The organism is Prevotella sp. MA2016 (assembly GCF_000619825.1).
In the GTDB taxonomy this organism is placed as follows: Bacteria; Bacteroidota; Bacteroidia; order Bacteroidales; family Bacteroidaceae; genus Prevotella.
This window is the reverse complement of sequence record NZ_KK211036.1, coordinates 528,013-553,887: the sequence shown is the minus strand read 5'-3', so window position 1 is coordinate 553,887 and position 25,875 is coordinate 528,013. Positions and strand designations below refer to the sequence as shown.

Annotated in this window: 17 protein-coding genes and 1 riboswitch; of the genes, 9 read left to right on the top strand and 8 right to left on the bottom strand. The window is 52.8% G+C overall.

Going from position 1 to position 25,875, the window contains the following annotated elements:
• The first annotated feature begins 228 nt into the window (after positions 1–228).
• Positions 229–3,447: a S41 family peptidase gene (locus T360_RS0113200; protein ID WP_028913197.1), complete on the top strand. Its 3,219-nt coding sequence runs from the start codon at positions 229–231 to the stop codon at positions 3,445–3,447.
• On the opposite strand, the gene cobT is transcribed toward T360_RS0113200, so the two are convergent.
• Genes cobT through T360_RS0113185 form a run of 3 tightly spaced genes read right to left on the bottom strand, consistent with a single transcriptional unit; the run spans position 3,444 to position 5,775 of the window.
• Positions 3,444–4,487, bottom strand: coding sequence for a nicotinate-nucleotide--dimethylbenzimidazole phosphoribosyltransferase (gene cobT, locus T360_RS0113195; RefSeq protein ID WP_028913196.1), 1,044 nt, complete (start codon positions 4,485–4,487; stop codon positions 3,444–3,446). The genes T360_RS0113200 and cobT overlap by 4 nt on opposite strands.
• A gap of 2 nt (positions 4,488–4,489) precedes the next feature.
• Complete coding sequence (gene cobU / locus T360_RS0113190; RefSeq protein ID WP_028913195.1) at positions 4,490–4,999, bottom strand: bifunctional adenosylcobinamide kinase/adenosylcobinamide-phosphate guanylyltransferase; 510 nt, start codon at positions 4,997–4,999, stop codon at positions 4,490–4,492.
• The gene (locus T360_RS0113185) at positions 4,996–5,775 is read right to left on the bottom strand and encodes an adenosylcobinamide-GDP ribazoletransferase (protein WP_028913194.1); all 780 of its coding nucleotides are present in this window, start codon (positions 5,773–5,775) and stop codon (positions 4,996–4,998) included. Before T360_RS0113185 ends, cobU begins: the two co-directional genes overlap by 4 nt.
• A 76-nt stretch (positions 5,776–5,851) precedes the next feature.
• Here T360_RS0113185 and T360_RS0113180 point away from each other — a divergent pair, with 76 nt between their 5' ends.
• Positions 5,852–6,955 carry an ABC transporter substrate-binding protein gene (locus T360_RS0113180; protein WP_028913193.1) on the top strand — a complete coding sequence of 368 codons (1,104 nt, stop codon included), beginning with the start codon at positions 5,852–5,854 and terminating at the stop codon, positions 6,953–6,955.
• A complete protein-coding gene (locus tag T360_RS0113175; RefSeq protein ID WP_013064059.1) occupies positions 6,952–7,971 on the top strand; it encodes an iron ABC transporter permease in 1,020 nt (339 codons plus the stop codon). Before T360_RS0113180 ends, T360_RS0113175 begins: the two co-directional genes overlap by 4 nt.
• Here T360_RS0113175 and cbiD read toward each other — a convergent pair.
• The 4 genes from cbiD to T360_RS0113155 are packed head-to-tail and all read right to left on the bottom strand — an operon-like array spanning position 7,895 to position 13,930.
• Positions 7,895–9,664, bottom strand: coding sequence for a cobalt-precorrin-5B (C(1))-methyltransferase CbiD (cbiD, locus tag T360_RS15465; RefSeq protein WP_036929577.1), 1,770 nt, complete (start codon positions 9,662–9,664; stop codon positions 7,895–7,897). The genes T360_RS0113175 and cbiD overlap by 77 nt on opposite strands.
• Positions 9,661–11,463, bottom strand: coding sequence for a precorrin-4 C(11)-methyltransferase (cobM, locus tag T360_RS0113165; protein ID WP_028913192.1), 1,803 nt, complete (start codon positions 11,461–11,463; stop codon positions 9,661–9,663). The genes cbiD and cobM overlap by 4 nt, the downstream gene beginning before the upstream one ends.
• A complete protein-coding gene (locus T360_RS0113160; protein WP_028913191.1) occupies positions 11,451–12,656 on the bottom strand; it encodes a bifunctional cobalt-precorrin-7 (C(5))-methyltransferase/cobalt-precorrin-6B (C(15))-methyltransferase in 1,206 nt (401 codons plus the stop codon). Before T360_RS0113160 ends, cobM begins: the two co-directional genes overlap by 13 nt.
• Positions 12,653–13,930: a cobyrinate a,c-diamide synthase gene (locus T360_RS0113155; RefSeq protein WP_028913190.1), complete on the bottom strand. Its 1,278-nt coding sequence runs from the start codon at positions 13,928–13,930 to the stop codon at positions 12,653–12,655. The genes T360_RS0113160 and T360_RS0113155 overlap by 4 nt, the downstream gene beginning before the upstream one ends.
• Positions 13,931–14,011: 81 nt before the next feature.
• A riboswitch (cobalamin riboswitch) is annotated at positions 14,012–14,202 on the top strand.
• 68 nt (positions 14,203–14,270) lie between these two features.
• Here T360_RS0113155 and T360_RS0113150 point away from each other — a divergent pair.
• From T360_RS0113150 to cbiB, 6 genes are read left to right on the top strand one after another with little or no spacing between them, the layout of a single operon-like run.
• Entirely contained in the window at positions 14,271–16,385 is a 2,115-nt protein-coding gene (locus tag T360_RS0113150) for a TonB-dependent siderophore receptor (protein ID WP_028913189.1), read from the top strand.
• The gene (locus tag T360_RS15460; RefSeq protein ID WP_051523576.1) at positions 16,372–17,532 is read left to right on the top strand and encodes a sirohydrochlorin cobaltochelatase; all 1,161 of its coding nucleotides are present in this window, start codon (positions 16,372–16,374) and stop codon (positions 17,530–17,532) included. The genes T360_RS0113150 and T360_RS15460 overlap by 14 nt, the downstream gene beginning before the upstream one ends.
• A gap of 19 nt (positions 17,533–17,551) precedes the next feature.
• Entirely contained in the window at positions 17,552–19,615 is a 2,064-nt protein-coding gene (locus tag T360_RS0113140) for a TonB-dependent siderophore receptor (RefSeq protein ID WP_028913188.1), read from the top strand.
• 6 nt (positions 19,616–19,621) lie between these two features.
• Positions 19,622–21,022 carry a precorrin-3B C(17)-methyltransferase gene (cobJ, locus tag T360_RS0113135; protein WP_028907075.1) on the top strand — a complete coding sequence of 467 codons (1,401 nt, stop codon included), beginning with the start codon at positions 19,622–19,624 and terminating at the stop codon, positions 21,020–21,022.
• Positions 21,019–22,440, top strand: a complete 1,422-nt coding sequence (locus T360_RS0113130; protein ID WP_028913187.1) for a cobyric acid synthase — start codon at positions 21,019–21,021, stop codon at positions 22,438–22,440. The genes cobJ and T360_RS0113130 overlap by 4 nt, the downstream gene beginning before the upstream one ends.
• Complete coding sequence (gene cbiB, locus T360_RS0113125) at positions 22,433–23,368, top strand: adenosylcobinamide-phosphate synthase CbiB (protein WP_028913186.1); 936 nt, start codon at positions 22,433–22,435, stop codon at positions 23,366–23,368. The genes T360_RS0113130 and cbiB overlap by 8 nt, the downstream gene beginning before the upstream one ends.
• Here cbiB and T360_RS0113120 read toward each other — a convergent pair.
• On the bottom strand, positions 23,346–25,796 hold the full coding sequence (locus T360_RS0113120; protein ID WP_028913185.1) for a glycoside hydrolase family 2 TIM barrel-domain containing protein: 2,451 nt from the start codon (positions 25,794–25,796) through the stop codon (positions 23,346–23,348). The two genes, cbiB and T360_RS0113120, sit on opposite strands and share 23 nt — an antisense overlap.
• Positions 25,797–25,875: the final 79 nt, after the last annotated feature.

Genomic DNA, 25,875 nt, shown 5'->3' with positions numbered 1-25,875 from the left:
GAAATCAGCGGTGGTATCGGTATATGTGATATATACCTTATATCACTGCTGATTGTTTGTTATATCGATACTTATGTCATATTGAATGGTTTTTGGCTGTAAAAGTAACAAAAAGTAATGAAATGAGCGAAAATATTACGTATTTTTTTGCATTTTACGTATTATTCCTTATCTTTGCAGCTGTTTTCGCGATGATAACAACTTGAGATAAACTTTATAAATAACGTAATGAAAACAACCAAATTGATTTTGGCAGCAGGTCTCCTGATGACGGGGCTCAGTGTGCATGCCGAAGAAGGACCGCTGTGGATGCGGTACACAGCCATCTCGCCTGATGGCAAAACGATAGCCTTTTCGTATAAAGGTGATGTCTATACGGTAGCTGCTAAGGGTGGACAGGCTAGACAGCTGACCACTAATGCGGCTTATGATGCCTGTCCCGTGTGGAGTCCTGACGGCACCAAGTTGGCCTTCGCATCAAGTCGCGAGGGTAGCATGGATGTGTATGTGATGGATGCCCAGGGCAGTGAGCCCGTGCGCCTGACCACCAACAGCACCGACGAGATGCCCATGGCGTGGAAGGACAATGAGCATGTGCTGTTTTCGGCTGCGTGGATGCCATCGGCACAGTCGATTCTCTTTCCTGGCGACGACCAGGTGTACGAAGTGAGCATCAAGGGCGGACGCCCCCGCATGTTCTCAACCCTGCCTATGGAGGATATCAGCTTTGCCAAGGACGGTCGCTACCTGTATCACGACTACAAGGGTTATGAGGACCCCTTCCGTAAGCATCACCAGAGTCCTATCTGTCGCGACATCTGGTTGGTGAACGACGGCCACTATACCCGTCTGACAGACTTTAAGGGCGAGGACCGCACACCACGCTGGGCCGACGCCAACTCGTATTACTATACCAGCGAGGAAGACGGTACCTTCAACGTGTATCGCCGTAATATCGACGGCTCGGGTAAGAAGCAGCTGTCGCACCACAAGCAGAACCCCGTGCGCTATCTCTCAGTGAGCAACGAGGGCACCCTCTGCTACAGTCAGAACGGTGAGATCTACACCCTGCGCGAGGGCGCTGAGCCACAGAAGGTGCAGGTGACCATCACCGGCGACCGTCAGGACAAGGACCTGATTCGTCAGCTGCGTTCGAGCGGTGTCACCGAAATCAGTCTCTCGCCCGAGGGCAAGGAGGTGGCCTTCATCGTGCGTGGCGACATCTTTGTGACATCGGTAGAATATCGCACCACCAAGCAGATTACCAACACCCCACAGCAGGAGCGCAGCGTGAACTTCAGTCCCGACGGACGCAGTCTGGTGTATTGTGCTGAGCGCGGTGGCGTATGGCAGATCTATCAGACCAAACTGAAGAATAAGAACGAGAAACTGTTTACCTATGCCACCGCTATCGAAGAGGAGCGACTGACACAGAGCAATGAGACCTCGCTGCAGCCACAGTACAGTCCCGACGGCAAGGAGGTGGCTTACTTCAAGAACCGTGGTGAGCTGTGCGTGATTAATCTGAAGACCAAGCAGGAGCGCACCGTGCTGGATGGTAAGTACAACTACTCGTACAGCGATGGCGACATCTGGTTTGAGTGGAGTCCCGACAGCAAGTGGCTGCTTTCAAGCTACATCGGCACAGGCGGATGGAACAGCAACGACATCGCCCTGATCAATGCCAGTGGCAATGGCGAGGTGCACAACCTGACCGAGAGTGGTTACAACGAGGGTGCTGCCCGTTGGGTGCTGGGTGGCAAGGCCATGCTCTTCGAGAGCGACCGTGCCGGCTATCGCAGTCATGGTAGCTGGGGCGCCGAGAGCGACTACTACGTGATGTTCTTCGACGTGGATGCCTACGACCGCTTTACCATGAGTAAGGAGGACAAGGAGCAGCTCGAAGAGGCCGAGAAGGAGGCTAAGAAAGACGAGAAGCAGGATGATAAGGACAGCAAGAAGAAAAAGGACAACAAGAAGAAGACAGCCGAGAAGCCCAAGGCTGAGAAGTTGCTGGCCTTCGACCTGGACAACTGTCGCGACCGTATCGTGCGCGTGACGGATAACTCGGCTCACATGGGTGATGCCATCCTGAAGGGCGACACACTCTACTATCAGGCTTCGTTCGAAGATGGTTACGATCTGTGGGTGCACTACATCCGCGAGGATAAGACCGAACTGCTGATGAAGGGCGTTGGTGGCGGACGTATGCAGGCCGACAAGAAGTTCGACAACCTGTTCCTGGCCACACGCGGTGGTATCAAGAAACTGGAGCTGGGCAAGAAATCTACCAAGAATATCGATTTCGAGACTGTGTTCAACTATCGTCCTTACGAGGAGCGTGCCTATCTGTTCGACCACATCTGGCGCCAGGTGAAGGATAAGTTCTATGTAGAGAATCTGCACAACGTGGACTGGGAGGGCTATCGCGAGAACTATCGCCGATTCCTGCCATATATTAATAATGAGTACGACTTCAAGGATATGCTGAGCGAGATGCTGGGCGAGCTGAATGCTTCGCACACAGGTGCCCGCTATTATCCCGCCGGTGCCACACTGAGCACTGCCTCGCTGGGCGTGTTTATCGACCAGAACTACGAGGGCGACGGACTGCGTATCGAGGAGATCGTGAAGCGTTCGCCACTGGCTCAGAAGAAGACTGGCGTGGTGGCTGGTTGCGTGATTGAGGCTATCGACGGCGTGGCTATCAAGGCCGGCGAAGACTACTTCCCACTGCTGGATGGCAAGTCGGGCAAGCGTGTGCGCCTGACCATATTCAATCCTTCAAACGGTAAGCGTAACGACGTGACCATCAAGGCTATCGGTCGCGGCACCTTGCGTGAGCTGCTCTACAAGCGTTGGGTGGATCGCCAGCGCGAGATGACCGACAGTCTCTCGGGCGGCAAGTTGGCTTACGTACATGTGAAGGCAATGGACAGCCCAAGCTATCGCACCGTTTACCGCGAACTGCTGAGCGATAAGAACCGCAACCGTGTGGCTGCCGTAGTGGACGAGCGCCATAATGGTGGTGGCTGGTTGCACGACGACCTGTGCACCCTGTTGAGCGGTAAGAAATATCAGGAGTTTGTGCCTCATGGTAAGTATGTGGGCTCTGATCCCTACAACAAGTGGCTGAAGCCTTCATGCGTGCTGGTATGCGAGGACGACTATAGCAACGGTCATGGTTTCCCATGGGTATATAAGGAGCTGAAGATTGGTAAGCTGATTGGTACACCTGTAGCCGGTACGATGACTGCCGTTTGGTGGGAGACCCTGCAGAACGGTATGGTGTTCGGTATCCCTCAGGTGGGCTGTCGCGACATGCGTGGCGTGTTCGGCGAGAACACCACTCTCTATCCTGATGTAGAGGTGTATAACACGCCAGAAGACTACATCAACGGTCGCGACCGTCAGCTGGAGCGTGCCGTACAGGAGATGTTACGCTAAAAATACTTGGTGATGCGGGCGTTGTCGAAATTGTTCATCTCGTTCATCATGCGCACGGCGGAGTCGACTATCGGGAAAGCACAGAGTGCACCGGTTCCTTCGCCCAGGCGCAAACCCAGATGGAGCAGTGCGTTGGCACCCATGGCATGGAGCATGCGCTGGTGCCCGCTCTCATCACCACAATGCGTAAAGATCATATAGTCCTTGGCTGCTGGATAGAGCTGAATAGCTGCCAGCGCACAGGCTGTCATTATGAAGCCGTCGATGAGTATCACCAGATGCTTTTCGGCGGCTTTTAGCATGGCGCCGATAGCAGCAATCATTTCGAAACCACCAAAATAACTGAGAGCTGACAGTGGAGAGTTTACAGTGGGGAGTTGAGAGCTTTTTATGGCTCGGGAGAGGATGTCGTATTTGTGGCGGATGCCGGGGGTGTCGAGACCGGCGCCGGCACCGATGCAATCTGCTAAGGGAATGCCCGTGAAGAGATGCATCCAGATGCTGGAGGGGGAGGTGTTGGCAATGCCCATCTCACCGATACTGAGCACACGGCAACCTTCGGCCACGCAGTCGTCAACCAAGTCGCTACCTATCTGGATGGCGCGGTCGAACTCGGCCTCGCTCATCGCGGGTTCATAGAGGAAGTTCTTGGTGCCGCGGGCTATCTTGCGATCGATGATGCCATCGATGCCCGATAAATCATAATCCACGCCCACATCCACAATTCGGAGTTTGAACCCGTGCTGCCTGCAGAACATGTTCACACCGCCACCGCCATGGGTGAAGTTGATCATCTGCTGCCAGGTGACCTCGCGTGGCGACACGCTCACGCCTTCGCGCTCGATGCCATGATCGCCACCCAGCAACAGGTGACAGGGGTGGGCGAGACTCGGTTCCAGCGTCTGCTGAATCAAACATATCTGTAGGGCCAACTCTTCCAATCGGCCCAACGAACCTTTGGGCTTGTTCAGATTATCTATCTTTGCCAGAATCTGTGGGGCCAGGCTTTTATCTACGGGATGTATTGCGAATTGTTTCATTTTTATTTTATTTTTACGGGGATTCCCGAAATCATGAGAATCACTTCGTCGGCCTTCTGGGCGATGTATTGGTTCATCCAACCTTGCAGGTCGGTAAAGCGCCGCTGCAGTTGGTTGGTGCTTACGCCACCCAGTCCTATCTCATTGGTTACGAAGATGTAGGTGGCATCGGGAGCGGTGAATTGGTCGAACTCTTGTTTCGCTGCTGTTAGGATTGTGTCGATGTCGGTGGTTTCAGTCGAAATCCAGTTCGTCAGCCACAACGTCACGCAGTCTATCACCACCACACGTCCCGTCAGGTCGTGTTTCGACAGGTACAGCTCCTCCTCGATATTCGTCCACTCACGTCCGCGGCGCTCCTGATGCTTGCGCACACGCTCGCGAAACTCCTCGTCCCAGATGTGAGCCGTGGCCAGGTAAACGGGGTTGTCACTCAGCTCTAAAGCCAGTGCTTCGGCCTTAGTGCTCTTGCCTGAGCGCTGTCCGCCGGTAATCAGTATAATCTTCTTCATTGTGTGCAAACAACTAAATAAACAGCCAATTCAACCAACAGGCAAACGGCGCCGCAGCAGTCGCCGGTATAGCCATGAATCTTTCGCCAGATAAGCATGTAGAGCCCATACATCACAAGGGCAGGGATGAAGATGATGAGATCCCAAGGCATGCCGGTGTACCAGATATAGGCCGCCATGGGCAACAGGCCCTGAACAGCCAAGCCGACGCCTGCCTGCCAACTGATTTTGCGATACACGGTCTTATTCTTCGCCTCCTCTTCGCTGCGGGCGTAGGGCATCATGGTGATGAGTTGCGAGGTGACCATTTTCGAGTATGGGTCGGCTGCCAAGATGGTGAGGGCGGCCAACTCAACCGGCATGGCGATGAGGGCCGCTGCCAGTAGCAGCATATACAGGATAAGACCGATGACGCCATAGGTGCCGATATGCGAATCCTTCATGATGCTAAGGATGCGACCGCGGTCGCTGCCACCGCCACCAAATCCGTCCAGGAAGTCGGCCAGTCCGTCTTCGTGCAGGGCGCCAGTGATGAGCAGTCGCACCACGATGGCCAGCAGTACGGCGATGCTGTAGGGCAGATACCAACTGCCGAAATAGAGTGTGGCAGCCATGGCACCACCCGTAAGCCAGCCCGTCAGGGGCCAGTGTTCCACCACCGTGGCATAACAAGCCTTAGGTGGCTGGTGCAATCGCCAAAAAGGTAGTCGGGTGAAAAATATCAGCGCCGCCCATATTCTGTCGTACCAATGTGTCTGATCAATATTTATCTGCATAATTTTCGTTTTTGAGGGCAAAGATATGAAAACTTTTTGTACTTTTGCACACACGAAACCAATAAAATGATAAAAAATGAAGAAAATAGCATGGATGATAGTGGCTGCAGCACTCTTTGTGGGGTGCAAGGGTAAGGGTGCGCAACAGGCGCAGGGCGATGGTGAGGCCGACTCTACCGCTGCTATCACAGTGAAATATGCCACGGGATTCAGCGTGAAGGATTCGGCTGGCGTGCGACTGGTGGATATCGGTGAAAAGTATCATTTTGCACTGATGAAATCGGATGCCGACGCGCCTGAGGGCTATACCAGGATTCAGGTGCCCGTCACGCGCACCATCTGTATGACGGCACTGCAACTCTCGAACTTCACCGCCCTGGATGCCCACGATGTGGTGAAGGGTATCACCGGCACCAAGAACCTCTATAACCAGGATATCCTGCAGCGCGTGAAGGAAGGCAAGATTGTAAAGATAGGTATGGAGGGCAATTTTGATACCGAAATAGTGCTTGCAGCAAATCCTCAGATAATCCTGATATCTCCCTCTAAACGTGGCGGTTATGATGCCATCAAGGAGACGGGTATCACACTAGTTCCCCATCTGGGCTATAAAGAGCTCGATCCACTGGGACAGGCCGAATGGATTAAGTTTGTGGGCATGCTGATAGGTAAGGAGCAGGAGGCCAACGAGGTGTTTGCCGGTATCGAGAGTCGTTATAACGCTCTGAAAGAGAAAACACAGAACGTGACAAAACGCCCCACGGTGCTGAGCGGTGAGATGCACTACGGCAACTGGCATGCGGTGGGCGGCAAGAACTACCTGGCACAGATATTCCGCGATGCTGGTGCCGACTATGTGATCAATGACGACGAGACCAGCGGCGAGGACCTGGAGTTTGAGAAGATGTACGCCATGGCGGCTAATGCCGACTACTGGCGCATCTTGAATAGTTATCCCGGTGAGTTCTCGTACGAGGCGCTGAAGGCATCGGAACCGCGCAACGAGCTCTTCAAGGCTTATAAGGAGAAAAAGGTGATCTACTGCAACATGAAGCAGACGGCCTATTACGAGATATCGCCCGTGAAGCCCGACGTGCTGCTGAAGGATTTTGTGGCTATCTTCCATCCAGAGCTGGTGGAGTCTGATTATAAACCTACATTCTATCGCTTGCTGAAATGAAAGCACCGAAGTTCATAGCACTGTTGCTGGGTATCGCTGTGCTGGCGATTGTAAACCTGCTGCTGGGGTCGGTAGAGATTCCGGTGGGGGATGTGTGCCGCATTCTGGCTGGTGATACCTCCAACGAGATATGGACGAATATTATCTGGCAATCACGACTGCCACAGGTGATGACGGCTGTTGTGGCTGGTGCCGGACTGGCGGTGAGCGGACTGCAGATGCAGACGGTGTTCCGCAATCCGTTGGCAGGACCTTCGGTATTGGGTATCTCCAATGGTTCGGCGCTTGGTGTGGCTTTTGTGGTGCTGCTGTCGGGTAGGATAGGTGGCGTGGCACTGAGCCGACTGGGTTATCTGGGCGATGCTGCCATGAGTGTGGCGGCTATCATCGGTGCCCTGGCGGTGATGATGCTCATCGTATGGCTCTCGCAGAAGGTGAAGGGAAACGTGACGCTGCTGATTATCGGTGTGATGATAGGTTATCTGGCCAATGCCATCATCGGTGTACTGAAGTTTCTCTCGCCCGAAGAGGATGTGAAGGCATTCGTGGTGTGGGGCTTAGGCTCGTTCTCGCGCGTGTCGGGCGATGAAATGGTGCTGTTTGTGGTTCTGATGTGTGTGCTGCTGCCACTGGCCTGCCTGCTGGTGAAACCGATGAATCTGCTGCTTCTGGGCGATAGATATGCTGCCAATCTGGGACTGAACATCAAGCGTGCCCGACTGCTGGTGATTCTGAGCTCGGGTGTGCTGGTGGCCATCGTCACAGCTTATTGCGGACCTATCATGTTTATCGGATTGGCGGTGCCCCATCTGGCGCGCGCCTTGTTTGGCAGTAGCGATCACCGCGTGCTGATGCCTGCCACGATGTTTTGTGGGGCGGCCTTGGCGCTGGTATGCAATCTCATAGCCCGTATGCCTGGTTTCGAGGGTGCACTGCCCGTTAACTCCGTGACGGCACTGGTTGGTGCGCCGGTGATAGCGGTAGTATTGTTCCGTCGTCGGCAATCAGAAGAATAGTCAACTCGCCATTGGGCAGTAGCGGTTGACAGTAAGCGGCGCAATGGCTGATGATGACGTCGGCAAAATCCTGTTGTTGTTCTGGGGAGAGTCTCTCCCATATCTCGCGTGCCAAGGTGATATCGCTGATGTCGATATCGCAATGGGCCTCGTGCAGCATCTCACTGATAAACGCCTTATCCATGGTGGCGCGTTTGCTATGCGTGTCGAGATGACCAGCCGCCAGTTTTACGGCTTTGCCTATCATCACGCCGAGGGTGATGCTGCGTATATCCAGTTCATGGGCTATCTTGAGGGTCTCACCGATATAGTTGCCATACTCCACAAACGCCTGTTGGGGCAGTTCGGGGTAGAGGGCCTTCACAAACCGCTCACTCTTTCCGCCGCTATTGATCACCACTCTTGCCGATTGAGACGCCTTAGCCACCGTCATACACTTACGGATACTATCCACAAACGCCTCCTCGCTAAACGGCTTTACGATGCCCGAAACACCAATGATGGAGATGCCCCCTTCAATCCCCAATCGCGGATTAAAAGTCCTGCGCGCAATCTCAGCCCCCTGCGGCACACTAATCACAATCTTCCATCTTCCATCTTCCATCTTCAATCTTCCTAAGTTCTGGCGAATCATCTCCCGTGGTGCCTTGTTGATGGCAGCCTCGCCTGGGGGATAATCGAAGCCAGGCAGCGTAAACCTGCCAACACCCTCGCCACCAAGAATCTCAAAGTGATCGGATTCGGTGACCTGGGCCCTGACCTCGATGCCATTGGTAACATCCGGGTCGTCGCCAGCTTCTTTGATGCAGGCGGCATAGTCGTCGCCATAGCTCACTGCTACATGGATGGTTTCGCCGTTAGGCAGCATCACAGGCACCTGAGCGGGCGTCTCACCTGTAGAAAGACGAATGCAGGCTGCCACTGCTGCTGCCGTGGCACAGGTGCCCGTGGTGAGTCCGCTGTGCAGGGGATAGAATTCAGGGAGCCATTTCTCTACCGCCCTCCGCAGTCCGTAGGGACCGTCAACCACGATGAATGACTCGGGCAGTGCTGGTCGCTTGATGGCTATCACCTCCATACCGCAGGCTTTGGCTGCTTCTACCTTTTCTGTAAATCCGCCTGATAAACCGCTTCCTTTCAATAAGATAGCGTCTGCTCGAACGGGTATATCGTTGGGGTCGTCGTAATAGCATAGCTGCGCTTGGGTGGTACCTTGTTTCAGGGCTAAGGCGATCGACGACGGCCGGTTGAGGATGCGATAAAAGATACTGATTCCATCGGCCTCGAGCGGTTTTAGTTTACTGATGCTCTGTACACCGGTGGTGGCCAGCAGCGAATGGATATGGCGTGGTATCTGGGTGTAGTCATCAATCCAGGTGATGGCCGGGTCGCGTGGCGGGTAGATGCGCTCGAAGCGCACTACGGGCAGCGAGAGTGCGCTGGCAGTCGTGGCGATGGTCCGATGCAACAGGGCTGCAAAGGGATGGGCGGCATCCACAATCATGCGGATGGCGTGCTCCGTGCAAAAGCGCGTCATTGCCGCTTCATCGAGCGCACCGTCTATCCGCACACCATGCTGCAGCGTGATGTCCTGTTCACCGGTCTTGGTGCTGTAGAAGTAGGGCGAGCCTCCTTCTTCCAGTACTTCCACAGCCTTGCGACCCTCTGTTGTTCCGCCAAATACCAGTATCATGCTTCGCCTTTTCGGAATAGATGCGTGAAGTGTTTTGAATAGAGTTGACTTCGTCGAGCTTGCAAGCAACCTTCCGACAGCCCTTGACGGTTGTCGATAGCCTCGCCAACAACGAGCATCGTGGTGAGTGTCAAGTTGTTACGGTGCACTATTTCAGCTAAATCTTTAAGTTTGCCGCGATAGATTTTCTGGTCGGGCCAGGTGAGGTGATAGCAGGCTGCCACGGGGGTGTCTGCAGGATATTCCTGCAGCAGTTCGCGCTGCACATCATCTACGATACTGGCTGAGAGGAAGATGCACATCGTGCTCTGACTCTTGGCCAACAGGTGCAACTGCTCTTTCTCGGGCATGGGCGTGCGCCCTTCGCCGCGGGTGAGGATAATCGTCTGGCAGCGCTCTGGAATCGTGAACTGACTCTGCAGTTCGGCGGCGGCAGCGAGGAACGAGCTGATGCCTGGGGTGATATGATACTCCATCTGGTGGGTATCAAAAAAGGCCATCTGTTCCTGAATGGCACCAAAGATACAGGGATCGCCGGTGTGCAGACGAACGATGAAATGGCCTTTGTCGTAATGCTCCTTCATCAGTGCGCATTGCTCTTCGAGTGCCATATCGGCCGAAGAACGAACTACTGCTCCTGGCTTGTGGCACTCCGTCAAAGCCTTTGGAACAAGTGAGCCTGCATAGAGTATCAAATCAGCCCTTTCGAGCATCTTGCGTCCTCGTACACTTACCAAATCGGGATCGCCAGGGCCTGCGCCTACAATCTCTATGTGTCCTTTCTGCTCGCGCAGGTATTTGCGGTCGATGGCCAAGGCCGCCGTCCAGTTCTTGCCTTTTATCTTCGTAACAACCAGTTTGCCGTGGTCGGAACCGAGAATAGCCGCTGCCTCGCAGACAGAGGGCGTGCCCACATGTTTCTCTACGGTTTCGCTGGGATTGGGTACTTCTACCTTGGCCAACTCCTCGGCGGTGTAATAAACCACCTCGCTATTTGGTTCTTTTCTGAGCTCGGCGCAGAACTCCTCATCCCGCTTCACGTCGATGGTGCAGAAGCGCTTGTAGCAAGGCATGATATCGTTGCCAGCGATGGCCTCGTTGATCTCGTCAAGGATATGCTCGTAGTTGGCTGGATGACTGGCCAGACCAAATCCCAGTACGCCTACCTTTGGCACATAGCACACCTCGAGTACGCCTGGAGGCGTGTCGATGATGAAGGGCGTCACCAGGATAAGCAGTCTGAATCTTTGGGGGGTAACCTCATCTATGCTGTTGACGATGGTGACATGGTCGGGCAGGGTGCGCTCCAGGAAGTCGGTACCTGCGTCGCGGATATCCATGAGCAGTGCAGTGGGCTCGCGATTCACGAAAGCGCTGATGCATGCATTGATATCGTCAAGACCTGCCATATCCCAGTTGAACTGCTTGGCCAGCGTGTCGAGTGGCCACAATCCGGCATTGTCGCTCTGGGTGGTGATCACTTCGCGCGCACCAAGATGAGCGGCAATGCGGCGTGTCAGGTCGTTGGCGCCACCGATATGGCCGGAGAGAACGGAGATGGCGTTGAGCCCGAAACTGTCGATGCAGACCACGGCTGGGTCGGTATGCTTGTCTTCGATGTAAGGGGCGATGGTGCGCACGCAGATGCCCATGGCACCGATGAAAACGAAGGCATCATAGGCTGCCCATTGGTTACCAACATCGGTTCGTTGGATGAGTTCGGCACCGAGTTCGCACTGCAACTGACTGGCGATTTCGCTGCCAGCATCGCTAATCTGAATGATGGCTATTTTTTGCATGATAATATCTCTATGGGGTTATAATCATTTAATTGTATGTGTTGGGGTGGGAATTGCTGCAAACCGAGTTCGGCACAGGCTTCATCCCAGAGCTGATGACTGTCGGTGGTGACCTTCGGTGAGGTGACGCTATTGAATACAATGATGCCGTTATCTGATATGACTGTCAGCAACTTAGCTATGATTTCTTTAAGTTTTCCTCCATGCCCGCCAATGAACACGGCATCGGGTTTTGGAAGGGTGGTCAAGTCTGTTTCAAGGAAGTCGCCTATATGGATATGGATGCCTGGCGCGCCAAACTTCCGGGTGTTCTCCTGGATGATGGATTCGCACTCAGGACGAATCTCGAAAGCCTCTATTTGCAGGTGTGGGAACTGCAGGCGCGCCTCGATGCTGACGCTACCTGTGCAGAAGCCGATATCCCAGAGCACATGGCGACCGGTCAACTGGAGGGCCTGCAGCGTCAACAAGCGGATGGGCATCTTGGTGATCATCTTTTCGCGCCCGTCGAGGAGCGTGAAGGCAGCATCGGGAATGCCGAATGTTCGTGGTGACACTGCGCCACGGTGTTCCAGGATGATGCAATTAGGCATGGCAAAATCACGATGGATTGCCTCTTTCGGCGAAAGCGTAGAAAGGTGCTCTTCCGATGGATTGCCTAATTTCTCGCCCACGTGCATGATGAAATCGGTATATCCGTAGTCGGTCATGCGCTGGGCTATCGTGGCAGGTGTATGTTCGCGGTCGGTTAGGATACCTATCTTCGGTGCGCGCTCGATGAGTGCTCTGTCGAATTCAGCCCAGGGGCGCCCTGTGAGCGACACGATACGCATGTCGTGATAGGGCATCACCAATCGGTGGGCCAGCAACTGCAGCGAGTTGAAGGTAGGATAGACGATGATTTCGGCATCTGGCATCTTCCTACGAATCGTATTCGCAAACCCAAAGAACAGCGGATCTCCAGAAGCAAAAACAACGATGCACTCTGAACTATACACTCTAAACTGAAGAAAGACCTCATCGAGCGGTACGGTGATGTCTATCCATTCGGCATCTACAGGCAGCAGCGGGGCTACAATCTCATGGTGGCGCTTGCCGCCAGAAAACACCTTTCCATCGCGTATGATGGCCATCACCTCAGGGGGGAAATTGGGGTTGGGGTTGTCTGTGATACCGATGACGATGAATTTCATAGGATGCTGGGTATTTGATAAAGGTGCGTGTAGCTGGCCAGTACGTTGTGATATCTGAAAATTGGCGTTGGCACAGGCTCACCTTTAGCGTTATAGACTTGGGTGATACTCTCAGGGGTATCGCCGATGAATTGCGTGTAATGGAATTCGTGGCCCCGATAGGTCTTGTCATCGAGGGTGAACTGGCGGTAGCCTAAGGACAGCTTGCGATCAGCTTTGCGGGCAGTGATCGAGTAGGGCAGTACACCGCACATGGGGTAACTGCCATCGTCGGTAATGATGGCTTGACAGAGGTACATCATACCGCCACATTCGGCAACAATCCTGCCGCCATCCTCCGCAAATTTTTTGATAGCCTGCAAACAAGCCTGATTGGCCACTAATGCCTCCAGGTGCTTCTCAGGATAACCGCCGGGGAGATAGAGCAGGTCGATGCCATCAAAAGTTGGCACATCTTTCTCAGGATCGAAGAAAATGACGTCGCCAAACTGGTCTAAAGTCTCCTGATAGATGAACGAAAAACTTTCATGATTCCTGGCTACCAGCGTTTTCGTTTCCAGATGCTGGAACTCGCAGTTTCTTGTTTGGGACTCCACCTCGTCATGGAGCGTTGTAGTGAGACTTTTGAGAGATGGAAGGTCGATATTCTCCTCTAAAAGGGTAGTCAGCTGGTCTGACTCGGGTAGTTGTGAGAAATCGAGCCCCAGATAGCGTGAATTTTGTTCCAGGTCGGGCGATTTAGGCAGGTAGCCCATGCACTTGACATGGAGCTCATCGCACACTTCGCGCAGCATGTTGAAGTGGCGCTGCGAACCAACTTTGTTAAATATTATACCTGCGATACGAACGTCGCCGCGGAAGTGGATAAAGCCCGATAAGAGGGCTGCCATCGAGTAGGCTGCCGACTTGGCATCGACCACCAGAATCACGGGAATATCAAGCACGCGGGCGATGTCGTACGACGAACCCAGTTCGCGATCGTAGCCATCATAAAGGCCCATCATACCTTCGACGATACAGATGTCAGCATCAGTCCCGTAGTGCGCAAATAGCGCGCGTACGTGTGCGGGCGTAGTCATAAAGGTATCGAGATTGACCGACGGGCGCCCACAGACAGCTGTGTGGAACTTAGTGTCGATATAATCTGGCCCGCACTTGAAGGGCTGCACCCGGTAACCGTTCTGAGTGAACCACTGCATCAGGCCTCGGGCAATGGTTGTCTTGCCTGAGCCACTGGTGGGTGCTGCTATCATAAACGCTGTCTTGTTCGACATCTTCTGAAGTTGATTTGGGTGCAAATATATAAATTTTCTGCTAAATATGTGTGGTTAACCGAAAAAAGTTGTACCTTTGTCCCCAAAATAAGGTCATCTGGTGGCCGATGCCACTACGATGAAAAGGGAATACGGTGAGAATCCGTAACTGTACCTGCAGCTGTAATCCTCGCAAAAAGGGTTTGCCTGTATAACGCCACTGAGCCACAGGCTCGGGAAGGTAAGGCAGACTGAGGAAAGTCAGAAGACCTGCCGAATGTCAATTGAGGATTGACAATTGAAGATTGACAATTTAACTTTAGACCGTTCAGGAGTTAGCGGTTGTGATAATTTGATAGTAATGAAACTAGAGAAGCAATTGGCAATAGGCCTGAGTTTGCTTGCTATTGGTGCAAATGCCCAGACGGACATCTGGCGTGCTGATAGTTTGCAGGAGGTGGTGGTGACAGGTACTGGTACGCAGCACCTGCTGAAAGATGCGCCCGTGCAGACCGAAGTGATCAGTCGCCGGCAGTTGCAGCAGTATGCCGGCAAGAGTATCGAGGATATCCTGTCGGGACTGACGGCATCGTTCGATTTCAGCGAGAACGATATGAGTAGCAGACTGCAGATGAACGGTCTGGGCAACGCGTATGTGCTGATACTGATAGACGGTAGGCGCCTGCATGGTGATAATGGTGGCGAGAACGACCTGAGTCTTATCGACCCGCATAATATCGAGAAGATAGAAATCGTGAAGGGTGCCTCGAGTGCCCTCTATGGCAGTGATGCGATAGCTGGTGTGATCAATATCATCACCCGCAAGCATCGCGAACAGGGCGTGATGGTGGAGAACACCACGCGCGTGGGCTCTTATGGCGACATCAGGCAGCATAACGGCGTGGCGCTCAACTATGGTAAACTGTCGAGCTATACCAACTTCCAATTGCAGCACTCCGACGGTTGGCAGAACACCGCCGAGGAAGCTATCCAACAAACGGAATACCACATCACCGACTCGCGCAACAAGACGGTGAACCGGCATACCAACTGGCAGATAGCTGAGCGACTGACTTATCAGCTCACGCCTGCCATCGAACTCTATGCCGATGGTAGCATCTACTGGAAGCGCATCTATCGCCCCTGCGGTCATCATCCCGGTGTGGACGTGAAGACATGGGATCTGCAGTACAACAATGCGTCGGCGTCGGTAGGTGGTAAGTGGAAGCTGAACAAGACCGACGTGATTACGCTGGATGCCGACTGGAAGAAGCATGCCTATAACTACGCCTATACCGACACCACGCTGACGGATGGCTATGTGAACGGCCGTTTTACCAATTATTTCCCTTACTTCCCCGGGGATAAGGAACTGCAGAGCGACCAGCGACTGACTAACATCTCGCTGAAAGGAATCTTTGCGTTGCCCTATGAGCAGCAGTTGAGTGCCGGACTGGAGTATCGCTACGACTGGTTGAAAGCGCCGATGCGTGTGGCTGGCGGAAAAGCGACTGACAATACCGAAGCACTGTATGTGCAGGACGAGTGGGCACTGCTGGATCCACTCTACATCACAGGCGGTTTGCGACTGACCCGCAATGAGGGATTCGGCACCCGACTGACACCCAAACTGTCAGCCATGCTGAAGTTGGGCGACCTGCGACTGCGAGCCACCTGGAGTCAGGGTTACAAGACACCTACGCCTAAGGAGTTGCACTATCAGTATATCAAGAATATGAATGGTGTGTATCTCTACCTGGGCAATGAAGACCTGAAGGCACAGACCTCGAATTATTTCGGTGCCAGCGTAGAATATACCATCGGGCACCTGACGCTGACCTTGGCGCCTTATATTAATAAGGTGGACCGCATGATCACGCTGGTGACCATACCTACCAAGCAGGCTCCGGGCGAACTGATTACGAAATACGACCCCATCCGTGTGCGTCAATATCAGAATATGGAAGATGCCAAGACCTATGGCGTGGATTTCACCGTGCGCTATCAGGGTAAGCACTTCACCGCTGGTGGTAGCTACAGCTATCTGGACACCGAAGCCAACCAGTATGACACTGAGAACGACGTGATGCAGAAGGTGACCATCGACGGTATGGCGCATCACAAGGCCAACGTATATGCCACCTGGAACCATCAGTTCTCAAAGAAATACCAGTTGGGCGTGGGTATCTACGGACGCTTGAGCAGTAAGCGCTACTATCAGATAGACGGCGACGGCAAGGGCTACCAGTTGTGGCGACTCTCTACCAATCATCAGATAGGTAAGCTGGTGAAGATAGATGCCGGTATCGACAATATCTTTGATTTTGTGGACCGCACGCCTCACGGACTGCATCTGGGCACCACTTCGCCAGGCAGAACTATCTATGCCTCGCTCACGCTGAGATTCAATCAAGGTAAGAAACTATCAAATAAGTATAAGTCTAATTTTAATTACAACAACAATGAAACAGATTAAGTTTTTGATGCTGGCCATGCTGACAGTAGTGGGCAGCGCACTGTTTACAGCTTGCGACAGCGATGATGACAACAAATCAACACAGTCGAACTACGACAGGTATCAGCAGGCTGTGAACCAGACAGTGAATGCACAGAAGAAGAGTGACAAGGTGATCCTGCTGGTAGCCTTCGGTTCTACCTGGGAGCAGGCTTACGATACCTTTGATAAGGTGGTGGATGACTACAAGGCTCAGTTCGGTGGATGGGATGTATATCTCTCATTCTCTTCGGCCATCTGTATCAACAATGCCCGTGCGGGTGAGAATGTGGAACCTAAGGACTACTACGACCCAGAGCACTGGCTCACTGCTATCGGACTGGCTGGTTACAAGCAGGTGGTGGTACAGTCTCTGCAGGTAATCCCTGGTGAGGAGTATCGCCGTGTGCGCGACAGCTATGTGAAGGACTTCATGAACAACCGTAATGGCGACTTCACTGATGCTTACATGAAGAGTCTGGACCGTCAGGTGGTTGTAGGTACCCCACTGATGGCTGAGGAGAGCGACGCCAAGACACTGGCTACCACACTGAACAACGAGGCTGACGTGAAGGCTGCTGTGGCTCAGGGTATCGTGGCTTTCATGGGTCATGGTAATCCAGAGGGTTACGACTACTATGGTGGTAACGTGCGCTACCTGCAGCTGGAGAACTACCTGCGTGACATCAATACCAACTACTATGTAGGTACTGTGGATATGGAGGATACTTATGTAGATAATGTGCTGGAGCATGTGGCTGGTGGCGACTTTGATATCGCTGTAGGTGACGTGACCGTGAGCATGAGCTATGCTGCCAACGGTGCTAAGAAGGCTCAGCTCTATCCGCTGATGAGTATCGCCGGTGACCACGCTCATAACGACATGGCTGACCCCGATGATGACGAGAGCTGGTTCTCTATGTTTAATGCTGCAGGCATTGAGACTGCTGCCTATGAGACCAACTACACTGAGGCTTGCTGGAAGAAGTATAAGAGCGGCGAGGAGTATATCCCCGGACTGGCTGAGCGTAGTGCCGTGCGCAAGTTGTGGATGAACCACACCCGTGAGGCTATCGCCAAGCTGGGCACCGACGAGGCCCTCTCGACACCAACAACAGCAGCAGAATAATCATGATTAGTTTTGTTAAATGAGGATTAAATATTTCTCTTTCCTGGTGGTACTCCTTTCGGGGAGTACCGCCTTTTCACAAATTCATAAGACGGACTCGAATGTTGTCCGTCGTTCGTATAACCTGAATCCTGTGGTTGTCACTGGCTCTGGTCATCACCAGCGCCTGAAATCAACAGCCACACCTGTGAGGGTGCTCTCCAGTCAGGAGATGCGTGAACAAGGTATCACGACCTTCGACGGCGCACTCACACGCATGATGCCGCAGGCATCGATGGCGCCCAGTTCGATGGGTAGCTTTCTCAGACTGAATGGACTTGGCAATAAATACATCCTGATTCTGATAAACGGTCAGAAACTATCGGGCGACATCTCAAACAATGTGGATCTGAATCGTATCAACATGTCGCGCGTAAAACGTATCGAGGTGCTTGATGGGGCTGCCTCGTCACTCTATGGTAGTGATGCCATCGCGGGTGTCATCAATATCATCACCGATCAGCCTACACAGGATATGATGAGCGTCAGCAGCGACACGCGCGTGTCAGGGCATGGCGTGCTCACAGAGTCGGTTGGTCTCGACATCTTCAAGAATGGCTTCGGTTCCTACACCTCGTTCATGCATGATAGGGCCGACAGTTATCGTAACAATGACCTGGAACTGGTGAAAGGTTCCGACACAGAAACTCAGGCGTCGATAGCCCCGCTGTTCACCGGCTATCGCTCTGATATCATCGGACAGAAATTTACTTATACCCCCAATAAGCATTTGGCGCTGAATGCGGGTATAGACTATTCATATAAGATAACCGATCGCCCAGAAACACGCAGCGATATCACTGGCGGTACCGACTACGAGATGCGATACAATGGACTGAGATGGAACGTGGGCGGAATCTATAAGTTTACGGCCAAGAACTCGATTCAGGCCGATTTCGTGGTGGACCGTTTCCGTTATGGCAAGGAGTATGATGTGGCCACGAAGACCAATGCCATTGGCGACTACGTGCAGTCGAAGAAGCAGCGCATGATGGAGGGACAGTTGAAAGCCATCCTGGGACTGACAGCGCACTCTACCACCATCTTCGGTGCCGACTGGCGCAAGGAGTATCTCAATGCCACCAGCGGTAATATCGACAGTCATGTGTATTCGCTCGCTGCCTATGCCCAGCACGAGATGACGCTGCTGAAGAACCTGACGGCGACACTGGGATTGCGACTGACGCATCATGAGACGTTTGACCAGCATCTCACACCAAAAGCCACACTGATGTATGCACCGGGAAACTTCAGATTCCGAGCTACTTACTCAGCCGGTTTCCGTGCACCTGGGCTCGATGAACTCTACTACCACTATTTCTCAGTGAATCGTGGTAAGGCACAGATCAGCTTTGGCAATCAGGACCTGAAGCCTGAGAAGAGCAACTACTTCGCACTGAATGCTGAATATCGCACACAGGCTCTGGCTGTGAGTGTGACGGGCTATCTGAACCGTATCAACGATATGGTGGTGAAACAGAATGTGGATGTGGATGATGCCAGTAGGCAGATGCTCATGACAGAATTCCCGGAGATGACACAGGACCAGGCCGACAAGATGGTGAGCTACGCCCTGTATCAGAACAGTGATAAAGGCGACGTGAAGGGTGTGCAGATGAATGTGTCGGCTAATCTCTTCAGTGGTTTCAACCTCTCAGCCAACTATGTCTATACGTATGCCCGCACCCATAGTGGTGAGGTGTGGACGGTGCTGGAGCGCAGTATGCGCCACGCTGCTACGGTGGCAGCCAACTACCATCATGCCTGGGGCAAATATGCACTCACCGTGAACCTGAATGGACGATTGCAGTCGAAGACTTATTATACGGGCAGTTATGAAGATGCGCCTGGTTTCGGTTTGTGGAACCTGCATACCACGCATGCGTTTGATGTGGCCAAGTGGGCTTATCTGGAGCCTAGCATCGGTGTAGATAATATCTTCGATAAGGTTGACCGTCGCTTAGACTCTTCTACGCGCAAGTATGCGCTCTACACACCAGGACGCATGCTGGTGGTAGGACTGAAAGTGAAATTCAAAAACTAAGAGGATATGGGAAAGATTATCGTAGCTGGCATTGGTCCTGGTTCGCAGCAGGACATCACACCTGCAGTGCTCGAGGCAGTGCGACAGGCCGACGTGATAGTGGGCTATCAGTATTACTTCCAGTTTATCATGCCTTATGTAAAGGCCGACTGTGAGTGTATCGACACGGGTATGAAGAAAGAACGCCAGCGCGCTGAACAGGCTTTTGAACTGGCCGAACAGGATAAGACGGTGGTGGTGATATCTTCGGGTGATGCTGGCATCTACGGTATGACACCCTTGATCTATGAGATGCGCCGCGAACGTGGCTCGGATATCGAAATCGTGTCGCTGCCGGGCATATCCGCCTTCCAGAAGGCTGCCTCACTGTTGGGTGCGCCTATCGGGCATGATATGTGTATCATCTCGATGAGCGACCTGATGACGCCTTGGGAGGTGATAGAACGTCGCATAGTGGCGGCTGCGATGGGTGACTTCGTGACGGCGGTCTATAATCCCAAATCGCATGGGCGCTACTGGCAGCTGTATCGCTTGCAAGAGATATTCCTGCAGCATCGTTCGGCTGAAACACCTGTGGGCTATGTGCGCCAGGCGGGTCGCGACGACGAGGTGGTGAAGTTGACGACTCTCGGCGCTTTCGACCCTGAGGATGTGGATATGTTTACCGTCATCATCATCGGTAATTCCCAGTCCTATATCGCTGACGGCCGACTGATTACGCCACGCGGTTATTACCGTGAGGTGGTGGCTGAAGGCGAGAAAGTGGGGCAGAACATCATGATAACCTCATTCCGCACCATCGCAAAGGAACTGAAACGACAGGACTATCCGCTCGACCATAAATGGGCACTGCTGCATGCCATCCATACTACAGCCGACTTTGATATGGAGAATATCCTGTATTCTGACGAAGGGGCTGTAGAAACGCTCTATCAGAAGGTGAAGGATGGCACACTGAAGACGATCATCAGCGATGTGACGATGGTGACCAGTGGTATCCGCAAGGGGGCGGTAGAGCGACTGGGGCTTGAGGTGAAATGTTATCTCTCAGACCCACGTGCCACTGAGATGGCTGAGCGCTTGGGGATCACGCGTACGCAGGCTGGCATCCGTCTGGCTGTGGAGGAGCATCCTGATGCACTGTTTGCTTTTGGCAATGCACCAACAGCACTTATGGAACTGTGTGAACTGGTGCGCAAAGGCAAAGCGCATCCAGCCGGTATCATCGCGGCACCTGTGGGGTTTGTGCATGTGTGCGAGTCGAAACACATGGTGAAACCTTTCCGCGATATTCCCAAACTGATAGTGGAAGGACGTAAAGGCGGTAGCAATCTGGCTGCGACACTCTGTAATGCGATTCTGACTTTTGATGATGCTGCACAACTAAAACCTGGTCGCGACTTATGAAGAAGTTACACCCCCTGATGTTCGTTGGTACAGGCAGTGATGTGGGTAAGAGCATCCTAGCTGCAGCCTTCTGTCGCATCTTCCGTCAGGATGGATATGCGCCAGCGCCTTTTAAAGCACAGAATATGGCGCTTAACTCTTATGCCACACCCGACGGTTTCGAGATAGGGCGTGCACAGGCTGTACAGGCCGAGGCGGCTGGCATCCCTTGTGAGACGGATATGAATCCGCTACTTCTTAAACCCAGTTCTGACCATACGTCGCAAGTGGTGCTGCATGGCAAGCCATTGGGCAACAAGCATGTCTACGACTACTGGCGGCGGGGCTGTTCCGATATCGATTACCGACAGGAAGTATGCGGAGCCTTCGATCGCTTGGCGGCTCGCTATAATCCCATCGTGATGGAGGGCGCTGGCAGTATCTCGGAAATCAATTTGCGTGCAACCGACTTGGTGAATCTGCCGATGGCACGCCATGCGCAGGCGGATGTGATACTGGTGGGTGACATTGATAGAGGTGGCGTGTTTGCATCGGTCTATGGCAGTATTGCGCTGCAGACACCTGAGGATAGAAAACTCATCAAGGGTATTATCATCAATAAGTTTCGTGGTGATATGCGTCTTTTCGACGAGGGGCGACGGATGCTCGAGGATCTGTGTGGAGTACCTGTGTTAGGCGTGGTGCCATACTATAAGGATATCTATATCGACGAGGAGGATTCGGTGGCGCTGGAGCAGAAGCGCCGGCAGTTGATAGCTGGTAAGGTGAACGTGGCAGTGGTGCTGTTGCGACATATCTCCAATTATACCGATTTCGACACCCTGGAGCGTCATCCGCGTGTGAACCTGTTTTATACCAATAATATCTCGGATCTGGAGCAGGCTGATATTATCATTCTGCCTGGCACGAAATCAACCCTCGACGACCTGTTGGAGTTGCGTCGGAACGGTTGTGCACAGACTATCATGCGCGCCCATCGCGATGGTAAGATGGTGATAGGTATCTGTGGTGGTTATCAGATGCTGGGACTTTCGGTGGATGATCCTGATGGTGTGGAAGGTTCGATAGCCAGTCTGCCTGGTCTTGGACTGCTGCCCATCCACACCACCATGAGCGCAGAGAAGACCACCCGTCAGGTGAGTTTCCAGTTTAATGGTCAGACCTGTCAGGGTTACGAGATTCATCAGGGCGTGAGTGATACCGATGAGATGATCATGCAGACGGATAATTGTATTGGTACATATATTCACGGTTTCCTCGACAATCAGTCGGTTATCGACTATCTGTTGGGTACTAAGCAGACTGTCACAGCGCAGGATGCCGATTCTTTTAAGAACGAGCAGTATAATAAGTTGGCAGCCCACGTGCGCCAGCATGTTGATATACAGCGTATTTATGAGATAATGAGTCATGATTAATCCGATAGCATTATTGATAGGTTGGCTACTCGATTTGATATTCGGCGACCCAGTGAGGTTGCCGCATCCCATCGTGTGGTTTGGACGGATGATTGCCTTTGGTGAGAAGCATCTGAATCGCGGCACCCACCGCCAACTGAAAGGCGCCCTATTGGCCGTATCCCTGATAGTCGGTGTCTTCGCTCTTGCATGGGGAATCCATTCATACCTCTCACTTCTCAGTTCTCAGTTCTCAGTTATCTTCGATGTCCTCATCATATTCTATTGCTTAGCAGGCACCACGCTTATCCGTGAGGTGCGACAGGTGTTTCTGGCATTAGACCGCTCATTGGACGAGGGTAGGGTGCAGGTGGCTCGTATCGTTGGCCGCGACACCTCAGAACTGTCGGCACAAGAGGTGCGCACAGCAGCCTTGGAAACATTGGCGGAAAACCTGAGCGACGGTGTGATAGCACCCCTGTTCTGGTTGCTGCTATTGGGTACCCCCGGCATGCTGGCCTATAAGATGGTGAACACACTCGACTCGATGATTGGCTATCACACAGAGCGCTATCTGCAGTTTGGCTGCTGGGCAGCGCGTATCGACGATGTGGCCAACTATATCCCCGCCCGCCTTACAGCCCTGCTGATGATCCTGCCTTACATCAAATTACCCATTACCCATTTCGTCCATAAATATGGACGACATCACGCTTCACCTAATAGTGGCTATCCCGAGGCAGCTCTGGCGGGTATTCTGAACTGTAGGTTCGGTGGGCCGCATAAGTATTTCGGTGAGGTGTTTGATAAGCCTTATATTGGTGACAACGACAGAGAACTGACGACGGCAGATATGAAAACAGCTGTCCGCGTGAATCGGACAGCTGAAATCATGATGGTAGTCATCGTGCTGACAGTAAGCACGCTTATCCTACTTTTATCTCAATAGTCTTACTGAGGTTGCGACTCTCATCGGTGACGGTGAGCTTGGCTACACCAGGCTGATTGGCGCCGCGAACGATGACAACCAACTGACCCTTGAAGAGCTTCATAGTGGGCTGCTTGAAGGGCTCTAAGCTGGTGGCATCACCATTGCAGACAGCCTCGAACGAGCCGGCACCACTCACCTCGAAGGTTAACTGGTCATCTGCCTCAGGGAGCATCACACCAGCGGCATCTGTCAGCGATACGGTGACAAAGGCCAGATCATCACCTGTGGCTTTAAGACCGTTGCCACTGGCTGTCCAAGGACTGAGTGACAGCTGACTTGGGTTGCCGGCAGTACGGATGGTCTGTTCACCGGCTTTGTTGCCTGCAGCATCATAAACCACTACCTTTACCTCGCCTGGCTCATAGACGGTGTTGTTCCAGCGCAGACGATAACGGTCCAGGCGCTCTGCTGGGTTCTTGGTGACGCGACCCTGACTCTTGCCGTTGATAAACAGCTCGCCTGAGGGATAGTCGGTATAACAATACACGGGTGTTACCTTACCCACACGCTCGAAACCAAAACTCCAGTGAGGCAGCAGATGGATGGTGTGCTGCTGCTTGTTCCATCTTGAACGGTACAGATAATAACGATCCTTGGGCAGACCGGCCAGATCGCAGATGCCGAAATAGCTGCTGCGCGAAGGCCAATACTCATCGTAAGGAGTGGGCTCGCCCAGATAGTCGTAGCCTGTCCATACAAACTCACCGATGACCCAAGGCAGATCGTCCTGCATCACCCAGTCGTCGTCGGGTAGATTGCTCCACGAACAGTGCTCTACATCATAAGAAGAACACTGACCATCTTCCTTCAAAACGGCACCAGGGACATAGCCTGGCGACCATGAAGCATACTGCGAATTGTCCTTTACCTCGACAGGGAATTTATAGACGCCGCGACTGCTCACGGTAGAGGCTGTCTCGGAACCCAACAGGAATCCCTGAGGCAGTTTGTCGTAGTAGAGCTTGTACTTGGGCAGACGGTAGTTGTAACCAGGTACATCCATCACAGACGCAAAGCCGTAGTTAACTGCCTCATCAACACGGTCCATACCTTGAGTGACAGGGCGTGACGGGTCGAGGTGATGACACAGATCCTGCAGCGCTTTCGACATGGCAGGGCCCTTCTCTTTATTGCCTTGTTCAGGAATCTCATTACCGATACTCCACATGATGATGCTGGGATGATTGCGGTTGGCAAGCACCAGGTTGGTGATGTCCTTCTCCCACCACTCAGCGAAGAAGCGGGCATAGCCATTCTTGCACTTAGGATATTCCCACATATCAAAGCTCTCGGCCATCACCATCATACCCAACGAGTCGCAGATGTCCATCTGCATCTGACTGGGCATATTATGACTGGTGCGGATGGCATCGCAGCCCATCTCTTTCATCGTCTTGATCTGACGAATCAGAGCGCTCTTGTTGATGGCTGCACCTAACGGACCTAAGTCGTGATGCAGACATACACCCTTGATCTTGCGTGAGATGCCGTTGAGCTGGAATCCGCCGTCCTTCGAGCATTTGATGGTGCGGATGCCAAACTTCTGAGTGGCGGCATCTACCACCTTGCCCTTCTGCAGGAACTGGATGCGGGCACTATATAAATAAGGTGTCTCAGGACTCCACAACTGTGGCTGATTCACTGTGACCGTGACATTGGCTTCGCCGGCCTGGTTGATGCTGCTGGCGGTGCTACGCGCAATGACCTGGCCTGAAGCATCGCAAACCTCAACAGCAAACGACTGACTCTTCTGCAACTGACTGCCAGCGCCTACCGTGATGTCAACGATGGCCTTGTCAGACTGCAGCTCGCGGGTATGGATATAGGTCTTCCATGGGTCAATCCACGACTTTCCAGAGGTGATCAACTTAACAGGGCGATAGATGCCTGCACCAGGATACCAGCGACTGCTCTCTTCCACGTTCTGCAGATCTACCTCCAACAGATTCTCACCTTTCTTCATATATGGCGTGATATCCACACGGAATGTGTTGTAGCCGTAAGCCCAGTAACCTGCCTTCTGACCATTCAGATAGACGGTAGGCTCGGCCATAGCGCCATCAAAAATAAGTTCGGCATGTTTGCAGTCTTTCGGAATCGTGATGGTGCGCTTATAATGCCCCTCACCAATCCAAGGCAGTGCGCCTGAACGACCAGTCTTCTCGGTAGGCTCTTTTTCGCCGTTCTGCTCAATGGCCACCGTCTGCATATCCCATTTTTTGTCGAACGGACCCGCGATGGCCCAATCATGTGGTACACGCACGTTTTTCCATTCCGTTTTGTTCTGAGAAAAGAGCCAATTATCGCTCAAAGTAGTTTCTTGATGTTGTTGCGCCACTACCGATAGGGGGGCAGACAATAGACAAATTAAAAGTTCCTTTTTCATTACAAGTTGTTATTAGTCGTCATTATTTTGCTGCAAATTTACTAATAATTTTCCGAAATAGTTGGCTATTTGATAGTTT